The sequence below is a fragment of the Nitrospirota bacterium genome (assembly GCA_020846775.1).
Classification (GTDB): domain Bacteria; phylum Nitrospirota; class 9FT-COMBO-42-15; order HDB-SIOI813; family HDB-SIOI813; genus RBG-16-43-11.
On the sequence record JADLDG010000023.1, the window covers coordinates 189,983 to 206,625 of the forward strand.

General features: G+C 46.0%; 18 protein-coding genes and 1 tRNA gene. 5 read left to right on the top strand and 14 right to left on the bottom strand.

Annotated features, from left to right (window positions below):
- Positions 1–2: 2 nt before the first annotated feature.
- The 3 genes from ilvC to ilvB are packed head-to-tail and all read right to left on the bottom strand — an operon-like array spanning position 3 to position 3,365.
- On the bottom strand, positions 3–1,016 hold the full coding sequence (ilvC, locus tag IT392_03585; GenBank protein ID MCC6543568.1) for a ketol-acid reductoisomerase: 1,014 nt from the start codon (positions 1,014–1,016) through the stop codon (positions 3–5).
- A 38-nt stretch (positions 1,017–1,054) separates the two neighbouring features.
- On the bottom strand, positions 1,055–1,585 hold the full coding sequence (ilvN, locus tag IT392_03590) for an acetolactate synthase small subunit (GenBank protein MCC6543569.1): 531 nt from the start codon (positions 1,583–1,585) through the stop codon (positions 1,055–1,057).
- A gap of 10 nt (positions 1,586–1,595) precedes the next feature.
- On the bottom strand, positions 1,596–3,365 hold the full coding sequence (gene ilvB / locus IT392_03595; GenBank protein MCC6543570.1) for a biosynthetic-type acetolactate synthase large subunit: 1,770 nt from the start codon (positions 3,363–3,365) through the stop codon (positions 1,596–1,598).
- A gap of 144 nt (positions 3,366–3,509) precedes the next feature.
- On the opposite strand from ilvB, the gene IT392_03600 reads away from it, so the two are divergent.
- Positions 3,510–3,586, top strand: a tRNA-Met gene (locus IT392_03600).
- Positions 3,587–3,899: 313 nt separating this feature from the next.
- Here IT392_03600 and IT392_03605 read toward each other — a convergent pair.
- The 8 genes from IT392_03605 to IT392_03640 are packed head-to-tail and all read right to left on the bottom strand — an operon-like array spanning position 3,900 to position 8,949.
- Positions 3,900–4,691: an ABC transporter permease gene (locus tag IT392_03605; protein MCC6543571.1), complete on the bottom strand. Its 792-nt coding sequence runs from the start codon at positions 4,689–4,691 to the stop codon at positions 3,900–3,902.
- On the bottom strand, positions 4,688–5,422 hold the full coding sequence (locus tag IT392_03610; protein MCC6543572.1) for an ABC transporter ATP-binding protein: 735 nt from the start codon (positions 5,420–5,422) through the stop codon (positions 4,688–4,690). Before IT392_03610 ends, IT392_03605 begins: the two co-directional genes overlap by 4 nt.
- 58 nt (positions 5,423–5,480) lie before the next feature.
- Complete coding sequence (locus IT392_03615; protein ID MCC6543573.1) at positions 5,481–6,824, bottom strand: GHKL domain-containing protein; 1,344 nt, start codon at positions 6,822–6,824, stop codon at positions 5,481–5,483.
- Entirely contained in the window at positions 6,824–7,489 is a 666-nt protein-coding gene (locus tag IT392_03620) for a response regulator transcription factor (protein MCC6543574.1), read from the bottom strand. The genes IT392_03615 and IT392_03620 overlap by 1 nt, the downstream gene beginning before the upstream one ends.
- A gap of 2 nt (positions 7,490–7,491) precedes the next feature.
- On the bottom strand, positions 7,492–7,788 hold the full coding sequence (locus IT392_03625; GenBank protein ID MCC6543575.1) for a PepSY domain-containing protein: 297 nt from the start codon (positions 7,786–7,788) through the stop codon (positions 7,492–7,494).
- Between the two features lie 4 nt (positions 7,789–7,792).
- Entirely contained in the window at positions 7,793–7,939 is a 147-nt protein-coding gene (locus IT392_03630) for a hypothetical protein (protein ID MCC6543576.1), read from the bottom strand.
- 34 nt (positions 7,940–7,973) lie between these two features.
- The gene (locus IT392_03635; GenBank protein MCC6543577.1) at positions 7,974–8,375 is read right to left on the bottom strand and encodes a DUF1924 domain-containing protein; all 402 of its coding nucleotides are present in this window, start codon (positions 8,373–8,375) and stop codon (positions 7,974–7,976) included.
- Complete coding sequence (locus IT392_03640) at positions 8,362–8,949, bottom strand: cytochrome b/b6 domain-containing protein (protein MCC6543578.1); 588 nt, start codon at positions 8,947–8,949, stop codon at positions 8,362–8,364. Before IT392_03640 ends, IT392_03635 begins: the two co-directional genes overlap by 14 nt.
- Before the next feature lie 322 nt (positions 8,950–9,271).
- On the opposite strand from IT392_03640, the gene IT392_03645 reads away from it, so the two are divergent.
- From IT392_03645 to IT392_03655, 3 genes are all read left to right on the top strand, one after another.
- The gene (locus tag IT392_03645; GenBank protein ID MCC6543579.1) at positions 9,272–9,985 is read left to right on the top strand and encodes an FKBP-type peptidyl-prolyl cis-trans isomerase; all 714 of its coding nucleotides are present in this window, start codon (positions 9,272–9,274) and stop codon (positions 9,983–9,985) included.
- A gap of 238 nt (positions 9,986–10,223) precedes the next feature.
- Entirely contained in the window at positions 10,224–11,408 is a 1,185-nt protein-coding gene (locus tag IT392_03650; protein ID MCC6543580.1) for a DUF3300 domain-containing protein, read from the top strand.
- Positions 11,409–11,447: 39 nt separating this feature from the next.
- Positions 11,448–12,413, top strand: coding sequence for a DUF2950 domain-containing protein (locus tag IT392_03655; GenBank protein MCC6543581.1), 966 nt, complete (start codon positions 11,448–11,450; stop codon positions 12,411–12,413).
- Positions 12,414–12,420: 7 nt separating this feature from the next.
- Here the strand turns inward: IT392_03655 and IT392_03660 are convergent, their stop codons facing one another.
- From IT392_03660 to IT392_03670, 3 genes are all read right to left on the bottom strand, one after another.
- Positions 12,421–13,272 (bottom strand): 2-oxoacid:ferredoxin oxidoreductase subunit beta, encoded by an 852-nt coding sequence (locus IT392_03660; GenBank protein MCC6543582.1) that lies wholly within the window; start codon positions 13,270–13,272, stop codon positions 12,421–12,423.
- Positions 13,250–14,974, bottom strand: a complete 1,725-nt coding sequence (locus IT392_03665; GenBank protein ID MCC6543583.1) for a 2-oxoacid:acceptor oxidoreductase subunit alpha — start codon at positions 14,972–14,974, stop codon at positions 13,250–13,252. The genes IT392_03660 and IT392_03665 overlap by 23 nt, the downstream gene beginning before the upstream one ends.
- Before the next feature lie 105 nt (positions 14,975–15,079).
- The gene (locus tag IT392_03670; GenBank protein MCC6543584.1) at positions 15,080–15,967 is read right to left on the bottom strand and encodes a phosphate-starvation-inducible PsiE family protein; all 888 of its coding nucleotides are present in this window, start codon (positions 15,965–15,967) and stop codon (positions 15,080–15,082) included.
- A gap of 174 nt (positions 15,968–16,141) precedes the next feature.
- On the opposite strand from IT392_03670, the gene IT392_03675 reads away from it, so the two are divergent.
- Positions 16,142–16,597 carry a Spy/CpxP family protein refolding chaperone gene (locus IT392_03675; protein MCC6543585.1) on the top strand — a complete coding sequence of 152 codons (456 nt, stop codon included), beginning with the start codon at positions 16,142–16,144 and terminating at the stop codon, positions 16,595–16,597.
- The last annotated feature ends 46 nt before the right edge of the window (positions 16,598–16,643 follow it).

A 16,643-nucleotide genomic window follows, 5' to 3' on the forward strand; every position in this document is an offset into this window, starting at 1 on the left:
GATCAGTTCTTCTCCTTATCCACTAACTTGTCCTTGGACAGCCACGGCATCATTGCACGGAGACTTGCACCTACCTTCTCAATAGGATGATCCTGTCCCCTTTTGTTAAGTGCATTAAATACAGGACGGTTTGCCTTATTCTCAAGTATCCACTCTTTTGCAAACTGGCCGCTCTGAATTTCACCAAGGATTCTCTTCATCTCTTTTTTTGTTTCTTCGTTGACCACCCTGGGGCCGCGTGTCAGATCCCCGTACTGAGCTGTAGTGCTGATCGAATATCTCATATTGGATATACCACCCTGATAAATCAGGTCAACAATCAGTTTTAACTCATGAAGACACTCAAAATATGCCAGTTCAGGGGAATAGCCTGCTTCCGTCAGCGTCTCATAACCTGCCATAATCAAGGCAGTAGCTCCACCGCAGAGCACAGCCTGCTCGCCGAACAGGTCGGTCTCAGTTTCGTCACGGAAGTTTGTTTCTATAATCCCTGTCCTCCCGCTGCCAATTGCAGATGCGTAGGCAAGGGCAACCGCTTTAGTGTTTTTTGACGGATCCTGATGGATTGCTATAAGTGCAGGCACACCGCTTCCCTTGGTATACTCATGTCTGACGAGATGCCCGGGACCTTTTGGCGCCGCCATAAAAACATTCATTGATGCATCGGGGATAATTTGACCAAAATGGATGTTAAACCCATGTCCAAATGCAATATAGGCCCCCTTGCGCAGATTAGGCGCTATTTCTTCTCTGTACAAATCACCCTGAAGCTCGTCAGGGACAAGTATCATAACAACATCAGAAACGCGTACAGCCTCACTGACAGACAACACCTCAAAACCTGCCCCCTCAGCCTTTTTCCATGATCGCCCTTTTCTTAATCCAATTACAACCTCTGTGCCTGAATCCTTAAGGTTATTCGCATGAGCATGACCCTGACTGCCATAGCCAATAATAGCAACCTTTTTATCAGTAATATGTTTCAGGTCAGCGTCCTTGTCATAGTAAATGTTCATTAAACCTCCATATTATAGTTGATTCTTTATTTCAGGATTTACGCCCTTACCCGCTTTACTTCAAGAAGGGCAGGCACTTTAACATCTTCCCTTGCAATAGCTATTTTCCCCGTGCGTACTATCTCCTTTATCCCCAGAGGGCGAAGCAGATTTATTATTGCGTCAATTTTATTTTCATCACCTGTAATTTCTACCGTATATGTAACAGGGGTTGAATCAACTACCCTGGCCCTGAATATCTCAGTAATCCTCAGGGCCTCACTCCTGTCCTCAGCTCTTGTTGTGTGAATCTTGATGAGGGCCGTCTCTCTGACTATATAATCCTTATCAGCGAGGTCAACCACTTTGATGACATCCACAAGCTTATTTAACTGCTTTGTGATCTGCTCAATAATACGTTCATCACCCTTGGTAACAATTGTTATCTGTGATGTAGAGTGTTCAACGGATGCTCCTACAGAGAGGCTCTCTATATTAAATCCCCTGCCGCTGAAGAGTCCTGCCACCCGCGACAGTACACCAAACTTATTTTCAACGAGAATACTGATTATATGTTGTGAGACAGGCATTCGTTATCCTTTAAGCCGGAAGGACGGAGTTCTTCTTAACCTTCCTTGGTTTTGCATCTTTTCCAGGTTTTTCTTTTTCCTCAGGCCCGAGCATCATATCACAATTGCCTCCACCGGCAGGGACCATAGGGAACACATTCTCTTCAGGATCAACTACAAAATCCATAATTACAGGTTTTCTTATGCTAACCGCCTCCTTGATCACAGCTTCTACTTCAGATGATGTCACGGCCCTCAGGCCAACCGCCCCATAAGCCTCAGCAAGTTTAACAAAGTCGGGGGTATTGCCAAGGATACTGCCTGAGTAATGCCGGTTGAAGAAAAGCTCCTGCCATTGCCTTACCATCCCAAGCGACCCATTATTCAGTATAGCCACTTTGACAGGGAGATTATTTGCCACTGCAGTAGCCAGTTCCTGCGAGTTCATCTGAAAGCTTCCGTCACCGGCGAAATTAAATACGAGTTTATCCGGATAGGCTGCCTGAACACCCAATGCAGCAGGAAGACCAAACCCCATAGTCCCGAGTCCACCAGATGAAAGGAATGTCCTCGGCTGGTCAAACTTAAAAAACTGGGCAACCCACATCTGATGCTGACCAACGTCTGTAGTCACTATTGCATCACCGCCTGTAAGTTCATAAATCTTCTCTATAACATACTGAGGCTTAATCTTTTTTGTATTCTTTTTATATGATAAAGGGTGTTCATCTTCCCAATCTCTTATCTGAGCATGCCATGGTTTTCTGTCCGCAGTCCACTCTGCCTTCTGCCCTTCAAGCAGACTGAGTTCCTTATTCAGTTCAATAAGGACATTTCTTACATCTCCAACAATCGGGATATCCACATGGATATTTTTCCGGATATTGGTCGGGTCTATATCTATATGGATAAATTTGGCCCTGGGTGCGAATTCCGTCACCTTGCCGGTGACCCGGTCATCAAACCTGGCGCCGATGGCAATAACCAGATCAGACTCATGAATCGCCATATTGGCCGCGTATGTCCCGTGCATTCCCAGCATACCAAGAAACAAGGGATGCGTCCCTGGAAAGCCGCCTAATCCCATTAGTGTCAGAGTGACCTCTATACCGTTAAACTCTGCAAATTCCTTCAGCTCTTTATGGGCATTAGACAGGATAACGCCTCCTCCTGCATAAATAACAGGCCTTTTTGACTTTGCAATAGCCTGAGCAGCCTGTTTTATCTGCCACTTGTTGCCATTATAAGTAGGGTTATAACTCCTGAGTAAAATCTTATCAGGATAATCAAATTCGGTCTTTGTAGATGAAACATCCTTGGGAATGTCAATAAGCACTGGACCTGGACGTCCCGTCCTTGCGAGATAAAAGGCCTCTTTAATAGTAAATGCAAGATCATTGACGTCTTTAACAAGGAAATTATATTTGGTACACGGTCTTGTGATACCGACAATGTCAGCCTCCTGAAAGGCATCATTACCAATCATCTTTGTAGCGACCTGCCCTGTAATGACTACAAGAGGGATGGAATCCATGTGAGCTGTGGCGATACCGGTAACAGTGTTTGTGGCACCCGGCCCTGATGTGACAAGTGCCACTCCACATTTGCCTGTTGCCCTGGCATAACCATCGGCCGCATGCGTAGCGCCCTGCTCATGACGTGTAAGTATGAATCTAATATCCTTCTCATTATAAAGGACATCGAATATCTGCAATACCACACCGCCAGGCATACCGAAGACAGTATCAACCCCCTCTTTTTTCAAAGACTCTATAAGTATTTCAGCGCCAGACAGCTTCAATCTTTACTCCATTATAATACTAAAAAATGTTCTAAATATTAGCATGATTTGGTATTTGACGTCAATAAGCGGAAAATGCCTTGACTTATATCTTAAAGAAACTATATAATGCACTTGCTTCTCAAATAGAGAAGCATTTTATATTGCGGGGTGGAGCAGTCTGGTAGCTCGTCGGGCTCATAACCCGAAGGCCGTCGGTTCAAATCCGGCCCCCGCTACCAAAATAATTACAAAGGGTTGTGGTATTTAACGCAACCCTTTTTTATATAAATTACAATAATATAGTCCTGTTTTATGATAAAAGATTAGATCAGCTATGTTATGTATTTTCAATCTCTTCAGCCTTCTTATAAATCAACCTCTGTAACAGACCTATATGTCCGGAGAGAAACAGTGTATTTCCTTAACAGATTTAAGACCCTCATCAGGGCTAATTATTCCCTATTCACAATACTTGCAAGAATATCTCTGCACTTCTCCCTTAAGGGAAGCGGTCTTCCAAGGGCATACATGATTATCTTAGTATCATGGACTCTATTCGCCAATGCGCAACAGCAATCCCTTCACCTTTACTATTTTGAACATATAATAGAAAATGGCAATTGATGTGATGAAGTAGATAATATCAAGGGATGCCGCCCATATCAGATTTTCAAGGGGAAAATGCCCGTCAGCAATGACCGCCCTCATCCCTTCAAATATATGCGAAGCAGGTACAAACTTTGCTATTTTCTGTATAAAGTCAGGGAGCACCTCAACAGGGTAGAAGACTGCCGAAATCGGTTGAAATAAAAAGGCGAGTCCCCATGCGAGGATTTCTGCCTTCTGGCCGTATCTGAGGATGACAGATGATGTCAGGATACCAATCGCCCATCCCATCACTGCGAGACAAATGATGAACGGGATGAGGGACATACCTATTAAAAAAATATTGAAATCATAAATCAGATAAGCGAGGGTTATAGTGACAAAAGATGCAGAAATAAGTTTGAAAATGCTGATAACCATAGTGGCTGCAATAAATTCGGCAGGGCGAAGCGGGGTTACAAAAAGGTTCATCAGGTTTCTTGACCACATCTCCTCAAGAAATGACAGGGATATCCCCTGCTGAGATCGAAAGAGCATGTCCCAGAGTATCAGGGCACCGATAAAAAAGGTTACAAAACCGGGAAGCCCGTCTTTGTACTGCTGCAGATAGACTGTAATAAATCCCCACACTAACAGGTCAACAACCGGCCAGTAAAAAGTCTCCATCAGCCTGGCCACACTTCTCTTGTGCAGGTAGAGATGCCTTAGAACGATCGCATTGATTCTATGTAATCTCAATCTCCCCTCCTTGCAATCTCAAGAAACAGCGCCTCCAGATGGTCCTTATTGAAACTCTTCAGAATCTCTACAGGAGCCCCTTCGGCAATCACTCGTCCTTTATGGAGAAAGATGATCCTGTCGCACAGCTCCTCCATCTCCTTCATATTATGGGAGGTATAAAGTATGGTTAATTTTCTTGTATCCCTCTCTTTTTTAAGGATCGTCCGTGTCTTGTCTGCAATATCAGGGTCCAGGCTTATGGTAGGTTCATCGAGGAACAGAATCGCTGGATCATTCAGGAATGCCTTGGCAAGGGAGAGCCGTGTCAACTGACCGGATGACAGGGTATCCGCAAGTCTGTTCTTCAGGTGAGTAATATCAAACAAATGCATGACGTCTGCAATCTTTTCTTTGTAATCCCTGATCCCGTAGAGCATGGCAAAGACCCGAAGATTCTCCCACAGGGTCAGAGACAATGGCATGGAGGTATAGGCCGAAAAGAAATTGATCTGGCTCAGGATCTTTTCTCTGTCACTTTCGATGTCGAGATCAAATATCTTTACTGTACCTGAGGAAGGAGTCAGTGTCCCCAGAAGCATCTGAATGGTGGTTGTCTTCCCTGCCCCATTGGGGCCCAGAAGACCAACGATCTCACCAGGATAGAGATTGAATGAGATATCATCAACGGCTGTAAAACCATCAAATCTCTTTTTTAGGTTTTGAACCTGAACAATCGGTTTATCTTTCATACGCTGTTTGACTCATACAGGTGAAAAGCGGCATAAGGCAATCTCAGTATTGCGGCCGTCAGGTGCTGAACATCACTCCTTCCGGAAGTTTGACGAATACCCGGAATCCTCCAAGACCCTCAGAGCGTCCGAAGCTTATTTCTCCGGAATATTGATCTATAATATCTTTGACGATGGAAAGACCCAGTCCGTGTCCTGCAGCATTCTCATCCAGGCGCACGCCCCGGTTGGATAAACGCTCCATTTCCTCAGAGGGGCATCCCGGTCCGTCATCCTCGATCTCTATAAGGACACCCTTATCACATTGGACCCGCAGGGATACCTTGCTGCGCGCCCACTTGCAGGCATTGTCCAGCAGGTTTCCCATTAACTCCAGCATGTCTTCCCTGTCTCCGGAAATAACACCCTGAGCAGGTATAATACACTCAAACTCTAATGCCTTGTATTTATAGATTTTCTTTAGGGCATCGAGTATATAGTTTATCTCCTCTTTCAATACCACCTGTTGACCAGGTCCCGGGGTCCCGGCCAGGCGTGCACGTTTCAGCTCCCGTTCCATAAGTCCGCTGAGCTTCCCTGTCTGCTCAACGAGTTGCTGCCGGACCTCTTCGCATCTCTTCATATCATTGCGGTTTGACAACTGCATTAAAAGTGTTAATGGTGTCTTAAGGGCATGGGCAAGGTTGCCAAGGGCATTCCGTGATCGCTGCAGCCTCTGCCCCATGATCTCGAGTAATCTATTGATCTCGATAATTAAGGGACGCATCTCCCTTGGTACGTCTTCTCTTAGCCGGGTGATCTCACCCTTTTCTAGAGAAGTTATATCCCTGCGTACCCTTTCTAATGGAGCCAGCCCAGCGCCTACAATAAGGCGTTGAATAAGGATCATGATAATCAATATGGCAATAGAGACAACTCCGTAGCCGGTCTGAAACCGTCTGATATCTGACTCAATACTTGAAAGGTCCTCTGCGAGGGCGATTATTACGGGCTGATTCTCCTTTCTATAGCCATTGGTGAGGAGAAGGAGGGGTTGCCCCCCTGGTCCGGAAGAGTGAGATCTCAGCGTTTCTCCCGCCTGAACGCTGGAGACTGACAGCTCCTGATCCCAGAGTGATCTGGAGCGAAGAACGTGAAGACCTACTTTGATCTGATAGTAGTGGCCCGAGAATGGACGCTCATAAATAGAATCAAGTCGTCCTATGTCAATTGTCGGCTTGACGTTATCACCATTGATAATCAACGCCGACAGGAGGCTTTCAGTATCATGCTGCAGCCTTGATGCAACATAATCTTCTGTCAGATATCTGATTGCCTTACTGACAAGTATCCACTGAAGACTGAAGAGAATCAACAGACTGATAATGAGTCCTGTGCTGAGGCGCGTCTGCAGGGAACGCATTATTTAAGTATCCTGAAAACATATCCCTGGCCGCGCCGGGTCTCTATCCACTCTTTCCCAAGTTTCTGGCGAAGCCTGTTGATATAGACTTCAATGACATTACTGTCCTTGTCAGAATCAAAATCGTAGACATGTTCAGTGAGGCGGGTCTTGGATAAAACCAGATCCGGGTGCAGCAAGAGATAGCGAAGAAGACGAAATTCTATTCCCGTCAGATCCAGAGTCCTGCCGTCTGAAGTGGTCACGCACTGCTTATCCTCGTCGAGAGAAAGTCCGCCCGCTTTGAGAACGCCGCCTGCCTGTGCATTGACACGTCGTATCAATGAGTTGATCCTTGCAATCAACTCATCTACGTGGAAAGGCTTTGCAAGGTAATCGTCAGTACCGGCCTTGAATCCTTCTACCTTCTCAAACCATGCATCCCGGCCTGTGAGAATTATAACCGGGACTTTATTCCCCTTTGAACGCCAGTTTCTTAAAACCTCAAGACCGGGACGGCCCGGTAACCCGAGATCAAGAACGACGGCATCATAGGGAACCTCGTCCCCCATGAACTCGGCATCAACTCCGTTTTCAACGACGTCAATGGCAAAACCCGCGCGAACAAGGTCTGACTTTAACTTCTCGCTGAGTGCCGTATCGTCTTCCACCAATAGGACCCGCAATGCTATTTATCCTCTTTTCGTTTGAGTAATTCTCCTGTCCTGGCATCGAAATATAATTTCCAAACCACCCCTTTTTTATCGAGGATCTCTAACTCATAGATCAAACGGTTCTCCTTTTCTTCCAATTCTACCTCAAGAATACGACCCGGATGTTCACTTCCGGACTTTTTTATAATCTCTTCGAGGGGAAGGATATCACCTGATTCTTTTAGCCTCCGTGCCCTCTCATGATCATCACCGGAGAAACATGTGCCTTCTGCCGATACTGCAAGGATTAAGACCAGTATGGTGATTTTCATAAAATCAGTCATCCCAGCGGCCAAAACCCGGTATCTTTATTTCGAGCTCATCATAGGAACCTGCCGCTGCCCGGGTATGACATGCATTGCAATTGATCAGGCTCTTTACTTCATGGCTGATAAATAATCCTGCCCAAAGTTTTGTCTTCATTATATATCTCCTCCAGTAAAAAAGTAAATAATAGCTACTTTCCTTTTATAAACATCAGAAAATTCCCCTTCTCCTGCGGAGTACACTCGCGTCCCATAGTCCACTTGCAGTTCCGGTTAAACCACTTCTCGATAAATTTGGCATCGGTAAGTCGCTTTGAATTGACTGAAGGTGCCATCGGTTCGATCGTTTTTCCAGTGTTGACCTGTTTACCGTTGATTCGCAGATCACTCTGGTGGCATGTGGCACAACTCCGTGCCCCCTGTACCGGATCTTTGAAAGGCTTATTCCACATCTCCTCTCCTGCTTTTGCATTGAAATTCCCTGCGCCGAGCCTATTATACTTTGCCAAGAGACCCTCGACTGCCGCTGCATGAACGAGGGTAGCTAAAAGCAAAACCAGTATGGCAGCGGCCGCTATTTTACTCGTCTTCATTAATTAATCCTCCTTTATAACCTGTAAACATTGCCTTGACTAGATTTTCTCTATGCACGATACTTGACAGGACTACACCCATTACATGGATGATGACCAGGGTTAATGTAAATATTGAAAAAAACTCATGCACCTCTTCTAATGCCTCTGCCCAGTGACCTTCAAGACCGGACATCGCTCCGGCAAGCGGACCCGCATATTCCTTAGCCCCGTATAATGCCAGACCTGATACAGAAGTCAGCAGGAGACCAATGAGCAGGGCTATGATCATTGACCCGCCGGCAGGGCCGTGACCTATGTATCGTTTCGCCCTGAAAGTGACCAAATCTTTCAGATAATTCAGAACGACACGCGGCCGGTAAACAAAGTCAGAAAATCTTGCATGTTCAGATCCTATAAGTCCCCAGAATATCCGCAGTAACACGAGAACCAGCACCGTATATCCTGCCACTATGTGGATGCTAAGAGGATCATCCTCAACAATGTAAGCGATGATGAAAGAGGACACCAGAGTCCAGTGAAAAATCCTGACAAAGGGGTCCCATACCTTCACCTTGTCTATAGCTCTCTCCATATTATTTCTCCTCCTATTTTGTTGTTATGGGCTCAGTTTAACAGAGGTAGCTTAAATGGAGCTTAAAAGCCATATATTTATATTGGATAGGAAAAACTGTACTAATTTGTTGTAAGAAGATAAAATGAGGATGAGCACCACTTTTGGGTACACCCGGTCATTCCGGGTGAAGGGAAACCGCTATTTAAAGATATTAATGTGAGGCACAATCTTTAGCTTTTATAAGCAAAGTCTTTTAAGAACGGAGTCGTCTTGCTCGAATATCAAAAGAAATAATATTTTGTATTGTAAAGTACTCAACAAATCAAGAGAAGGAGAATTTATGAAGAAATTAATATTGGCATTTTTATCAGGTATTTTGCTGTGCGGCACTGCGCCATCTATTGCACAGGAGTCAGGCCAGAAAGAAAGTCCTGCAATTAATTGGACGGATACACAAAAACTAAGCTATATCCTTGGGGTCCAACTCGGCCAGCTCGGTAAAACCAGAGACATTACCCTGGATACGGAATTAATACTGAAGGGGATAGACGATTTAACAAAGGATCATGAACAGGCATTGTCACCCGAGCAGATACAGCAATTTATGGCTGAGATGCAGCGTAAGGATCAGGAGAAGCAAACGGCCGCTATGAATGAAGCTGCAGAAGAAAATATCAGGAAGGGGCAGACTTACCTGGAATTGAATAAAAAGAAAGAAGGAGTTAAAGTAACCTCAAGCGGTTTGCAATACAGGGTGATTAAAAAGGGTGATGGCGCCACGCCAACGGCTGCTGATAAAGTCAAGGTGCATTATCGCGGCACACTCATTGACGGTAAAGAGTTTGACAGTTCATACAAGCGTAATCAGCCTGCAATATTTGGTGTTACACAGGTAATACAGGGGTGGGTTGAAGGTCTGCAACTCATGAAGGTCGGTTCGAAATACGAATTTTACATTCCTGAGAATCTGGCCTATGGCCATAACGCCCCCCCGTCCATCGGCCCAAACCAGACACTGATTTTTGAAGTTGAATTGCTTGAAATAATAAAATAATCAGACTTTCTCCTGATAACTTCATATGCCTTACCTCTAAGAGTAATGTCTTATTCCCGCCCCGACTGGATTTATTTGTAGTACGTACCTGTATGTGATAAAATAAAGACCATTAAGAAGCGGCAAGGGGGGTTCAATGAATAAGTCCTTTCAAGATAAACTGTATGAATACTCCGGAGAGAAAACCGCTGGCAGCAGCTTCAATAAGAGATATGTCTTGAAGGCGGCTGGAATTATTATGTCAGGGATAGCCGTTCTCATTATCTCTCTGCTCGCTCTACCATCCCGGCTTCCGGCGCAGGACATTGGGGAGCAGCAGCAAACCTACGAATTCAAAAAAGAAGAGCTGGCACAGATGCTTGCGTCAATAGCCCTCTACCCGGATACATTGATTGCAGATATACTGATGGCCTCGACCTACCCGATCGAGGTAGTCGAGGCCGAGCGCTGGCTTCGCCAGAACAGGAGTTTGAAGGGCGATGCGTTTGACGGCGCACTTCAGGTTAAGACATGGGACGCAAGCGTTAAGGTTCTTTGCCATTTCCCTGAGATAATCTTTACAATGAGCGAAAAGCTCGACCAGACGCGGAAACTGGGCGATGCCTTTCTGAGCCAGCAGGAAGACGTCATGGATATGATTCAGGAATTGCGCAGGAAGGCCGTAGAACAGGGAAACTTGAAGACAACAAGAGAGCAAACTGTAATAGAAGATCAGGACGGAATCAGGATCAAACCGTCAGACCCTGTAATTGTCTATGTCCCGGTGTATGATCCTTTCTACATTTATGGTCCCTGGTGGTACCCATACTATCCTCCCTATTACTGGTATTATCCATCGGGTACAATAGTCGTCGGAGGGAATATAAATTTCGGAAGCAGATTTTATGTCGGTATAGACCTGTTTTCATGGCAAAGGTTCGACTGGCCCCGGCGTGTTATACACATTGATCGCGATAGGGAAAGGCGTTTTGGCCATTTCGATCGTAACCGGCGAGGTTTAAAAGAACCGTACTGGCGTCATGATACATATCACCGTAGAGGTGTCGCGTACAGAGACATGCATACAGCTGAGCGCTATGGTATTAGGGAAATTCGTCCGCAGGCGAAGAGCCCGGAGATGCGCGGTTATCAGGATCGCAGGTTCAAAGGACCGGAAGTTACTCCATCATCAGGTCAGGAGCAACGGCTGGATGTACATCCAGCAATGCGGAGGAGCCAGGGAAAACCTGCTCTTCAAAACACCCGGGGGAGTAATTTACCATTCCAGGGAATAGGCAACGGAAACTTTGAACGACGTGCCAGCGAACGCGGTGAAGTTAGCCGACAGAGAGAAAACAAGATTCGTCAGGACGGAAACATGAATCAACGTGGTGGAAATACCGGCTCAGGCGGCAATCGTAAAGACGGTAGATTCGGGCGATAATTTACGCATTAATAGTTCCTTGAGAGCAAGGGAGGAGTAATGAACCGCATCATATTGCATAAGAAAGAAAATGGATCAGGGCTGCGTGTGATATTATGCATCATTCTTATTTCAACACTTATCATTGCACCATTATTGTACGCTCAAACCAATGCCATTTCACAGAAGGGCTTTTCCTCTCCGGAAGAAGCGGTAAATGGACTCATTGCTGCTGTAAGGGCACAAGACACGATGGCAATGCTTGCCATCCTGGGCCAGGGAGGAAAAGAGATGATTTCATCGGGAGACGCCGTGGCAGACAAAACCGGGCGTGATAAATTCCTTAAGGCATATGATGAAAAAAACAGCCTGCAACAGGGACCTGGGGACAAATGGGTGCTATCCGTAGGTAATGACAACTGGCCCATGCCGGTCCCGATTGTGAAGAAGGACGGAAAGTGGTTGTTTGACCCTCGGGAAGGCAAGCAGGAGATCCTGAACCGCAGGATTGGAAGAAATGAGCTGCAGGTTATGGACGTACTTCATGCATATGTGGATGCTCAGCACGAATATGCTATCAAGGACTGCAGCGGCGGCGGCAAGGTCGAATTCGCACAACGGATAATAAGTACAAAAGGTAGACACGACGGCCTGTATTGGGAAACTGCTGAAGGAGAAGAAGAGAGCCCTTTGGGACCTCTGGTTGCTCAAGCGGCTGAGGAAGGCTACTCAAATGAGCTGCTCTCGCCGTTCCATGGTTACTATTTCAAAATCCTCAAAGGACAGGGATCGAAGGCTGAGGGAGGAGCGTATAATTACGTAGTGAATGGGAAAATGATCCTTGGCTTCGCCATACTGGCATATCCCGCAGAGTACAAAAACTCTGGTGTCATGACCTTTATCGTGAACCAGGAAGGTATAATTTATGAAAAGAATCTTGGCTCGGATACGAGGGAAAAAGCGGAAGGTGTGAAACTCTTCAATCCTGACCAGACATGGAAGCAGGTCAAGGAAACAGAGGAGTGAGGATCTTTTAATAAAATTCTTTTATCGTTATTTTTACCCTGGATATATCAACAGCATGTCTGACCAAAGGTGCGTCTTTTATTACAGGGATACGTTCCTCAAGGATAGTCCGGTTATTCCTGTAGATAATACCTAAAGGGATCCTGTCTCCCCATTCAAGCGCCCTGTTGAAAGCCGCCCCCCTGTCATCAGGTGTATACTCCGGTTCAAGTTTGTAGACCCTCATTTTATACCAGTCATAAGTATTCAGTTTGTTAAATGTTACACATGGCTGAAGGATGTCTACAAGACTGAAGCCCTTATGGTTTATCGCCTCTTTCATCAGCCAGGTAAGGTGCTCCATATCACCGGAGAAGCCCCTCGCCACAAAGCTGCAATCCAGCGCCACTGCCAGCGCCATTGGATTAAGCTGTTCTGAAAACACACCTGCCGGCTGGTTTTTGGTTTTCACCCCCTCCATACTTGTAGGCGAGGCCTGTCCTTTTGTCAGACCGTAGATCTGGTTGTCATGAACAAAGAGCTTTATATTAATATTCCGTCTGATGGCATGAATGAGATGATTTCCACCCTCGCCATAGCTATCCCCGTCTCCAGTAAATACAAAGACCGGGTGAGAATGATTAGACATCCGAATCCCGGTTGCGACCGGGAGGGACCTTCCATGAAGACCGTTAAAGGTATTACATCTAACATAATGTGGGAACTTGGCAGCCTGTCCGATGCCAGAGACAATGGTAAACTGATGCGGATCAATATTCAACTGGACCATAGCATCCTTAAATGATTTAAGGATGCTATAGTCCCCGCATCCAGGGCACCATGCCGGCTGCTGACCTTTAATTTCCTGCAATGATGGCATTCAGTTCTCCTGACAGACTATCCAATGTGAATGGCCTGCCGTCATATCTGTTGATCCTGTGACTGAATTCATATCCTGTCTCTGTCCTAACCAATCTTGCAAACTGTCCCGTTGCATTGTTTTCAATGCAGATGGTGATACTGGCGCCTTTTAATAACTTCAGGTAATCAAACTTTTCCGTTGAAGGGAACGGGCAGACCTCGCTGAAATGGAGCATGGCAACGCGCTTTTCTCTGGGAAACGTATCAACAGATTCTCTCATTACCCCATACGTGGACCCCCATCCAATGAGAACGATTGCAGGATTTTGATCACCATATAGTAAGGGTGGTTCTATCTCCTGCCTTATCATAGGTAGTTTCCTGAACAGCCTCTTGTCAATCATTTTGTTTCTCGTCTCAGCATCCTCGATGATGTGACCATCCTCGTCGTGTTCATCACTGTCTGTAACTACCAGATGTCTTGAGTCTCCAGGAACCCCCAGCGGGGAAATCCCGTTATCTGTGAAGGCATGCCGTTTGTATCCTTCAAGGCTTTCCAGTGCCTCTCCCCGTAACCTGTAATCCGTATATTTCAATTTATCCAGATCAAAACCATCGAATGTCCATAAAGAATCTGCAAGGTATTGATCGGTAATAATTATAGCTGGTATCTGATATTTCTCTGCCAGGTCAAAAGCCTTGTTGGTAAGATACAAGGCCTGCTCAGGATTCCCGGGAGCAAAGATTACCCTCGGGAATTCCCCATGCGCTGAGTAAAGTGCAAACTGCAGATCACCCTGCTCTGTCCTGGTAGGCAATCCTGTTGCCGGCCCGGGCCTCTGTGCAAGCGCTATGACCACCGGTGTCTCCGTCATTCCTGCAAGTGACAGTCCTTCCACCATCAGTGCAAAACCACCTCCGGACGTCCCTGTCATGGACCTGACCCCCGCAAATGAGGCGCCAAGGGCCATATTGATGGCAGCAATCTCGTCCTCTGCCTGCTCCACGATAATACCGTATTCCTCTCCCTTGCCGGCGATATAGTTCATGATGCCTGTGGAAGGGGTCATGGGGTAGGCAGAGTAAAATTTAAGGCCCGATGCAATGGCGCCAAGCCCGATAGCATCATTTCCAGCTATCAGTATTTTCTTACTTGATGCTTTGTCAAGGGAAAAGGAGCATCGCGAGCAGTTTTCAGATGTCCATGCATGTCCTGCTGCCGCGGCATTCAGATTGCCCTGAATAACATCAGATCCCCCTTTCTTAAAGGTGGTACACATGATGTCTGAGAGGATATGGTGTTTAATGCCGAGCATCCCCAGGACAGCCCCGATTGCAACTGAATTTGCCATGATCTTGTTTCCACCCTTTTCAGTGGCAAGGCTTGCAAAAGGGATATCGAGGAAATGAGCAGCGTTGTGCTTTTCCTTCAGAACGGCTGAATCATAGATGATCAGGCCATTCTCAGAGAGTTCATTTTCGTGACGGGTTATGCTCTCCTTGTCAAAGGCAACGATAATATCAATTTTATCCCTTGATGAAGATACCGGACTGGCAGATAACCTTACCTGAAAGAAATTATGTCCTCCCCTGATGCGGGATTCATAGTCCTGGTGTGTGAAGACATGATAACCTGACCTGGCAAGAACCAGTGCGAGGGTGTCTCCTACAGTCTGTATGCCCTGCCCTGCCTCTCCGCCTATTTTTATAGAGTAATCCATCGTCACGTGTGTCTCAAATCCGCTCGGATAAATTATCTTAGCAGTGTGAGACTTTTCAGTCAACATTGGATATCGTGAGGTCAAGAGAGGAATGGAGTTCCTGCTTCAGCTCTTTTCAGCCTTGGCAACAAGCCAGTAGACTGCTCCCAAAACAGCCACGGTCGCCACCAGGGAGACCTGATACTCCACTGCCTCGTGTTTAAGGCTTGTCACCAGAATCTCACGTATCGTGGCGACAAAGGCGACGTTGATGAAGACCTTTATGGCAAACTTGCCGCCCCTCAAGTGCTTTATCTCCGTGTCAATGAGCTCTATAACCACCCAGAGCATGAGAAGGCTTCCAAGTGTGCCGAGAAGGCCTTTTTCCAGATTGCCGTCCATCACATGGTACAGGTCGTACCCGAAAAGGCCGATGACCAGGAATCCGAGGGCTAAAAGGCCGATGACAAGGACGAGGTTGAACCCATGAGAAAACCTGTTGGCGAGCAGCACGAGATACGACTCCACCTTTTGCGAAAGGAAGAACTTCTTCTCCTCTTCAATATAGGAGCTCGTAAATACATCAAGGTTTATATCGAGAATCTTCTCTACAGACCGCTCAAGATAGAGCATATCTTCGTGGTCCTTAATCTCCCTCTTGACTATATCCTTTGTGTAGTTTTTTACAAAATGAAAGGCCGAGTTCACATAGTGCGCCGGAAGGGTTATCTTGACATGCATCATTCCGACCTTCTCAAGCATGCTGAAGTAACGTGCGCCGTAGTCTCCGGAAAATAAGTTTAAGAACCACATTTTCAGCGCGTCCTGATGCCTCTTGATGGTCGCATCGTCCTTTAAAAACCTGTGCGCCTCCTCAAAGTTCTTGACGTAATGATAAAACTCTTCCACAAACTCGTCCACGTAGCCGCTCATAACGGGCTTCAACCGCAGAAGGTTCTTTGTGTCCCCGGACGTGAAGTTGTAATGTGCCTTTATCTTATCTATCGTTTCCATTTTTTTGAGACTCATTCTACTAACCATGATCTGAGCTGTCAAGATGTTCTTTAACCTGTGAATTGGGATCGGGGAGAGGAACTATTAAAAGCATCAATCGTTAAAATGAGGTATAATAAATTATCATGATATCATATGCTGATATAGGACCATTTTTTATAGGAGGGTTGAGTTATGAAGAGCACAAGGTTGTATCATATCGTACTGGTTTTAGTACTTATATCCGGATTAGGGTTCCTGTCCGGATGCAGACACCGGTCTCCTGAGCAGCGTGCCGAATGGATCACGGCGAAGATTGCATCAAAGCTGGAGTTAAGTGACGTGCAGAAGACAGAACTTAATTCATTCAAGGATGAGCTTCTTAAAAAAAGGAAGGAGCTGCATCAATCAAGGATGACAATACATGAGGAGCTGATCAACCAGTTGGGGCAGGAAAAGATTGATCAGGAAAATTTGAAAGAGGTCATAAGGAAAGAAGAGGCACGGCTTGATGAAACCATTTCCCTTTTCGTTGAACGGCTGGCCGCATTTCATGCTTCCCTGACACCGAAACAGAGAGAAAAACTGATAGAGCTGGTAAAAGAGTGCGAAAGACATAAGGGTAAATATTACCATTACTGGGGGAAATAGAGAGTATGCTGCCGTTCATCCTTCCAGCCATGGACGGCAGCTATAC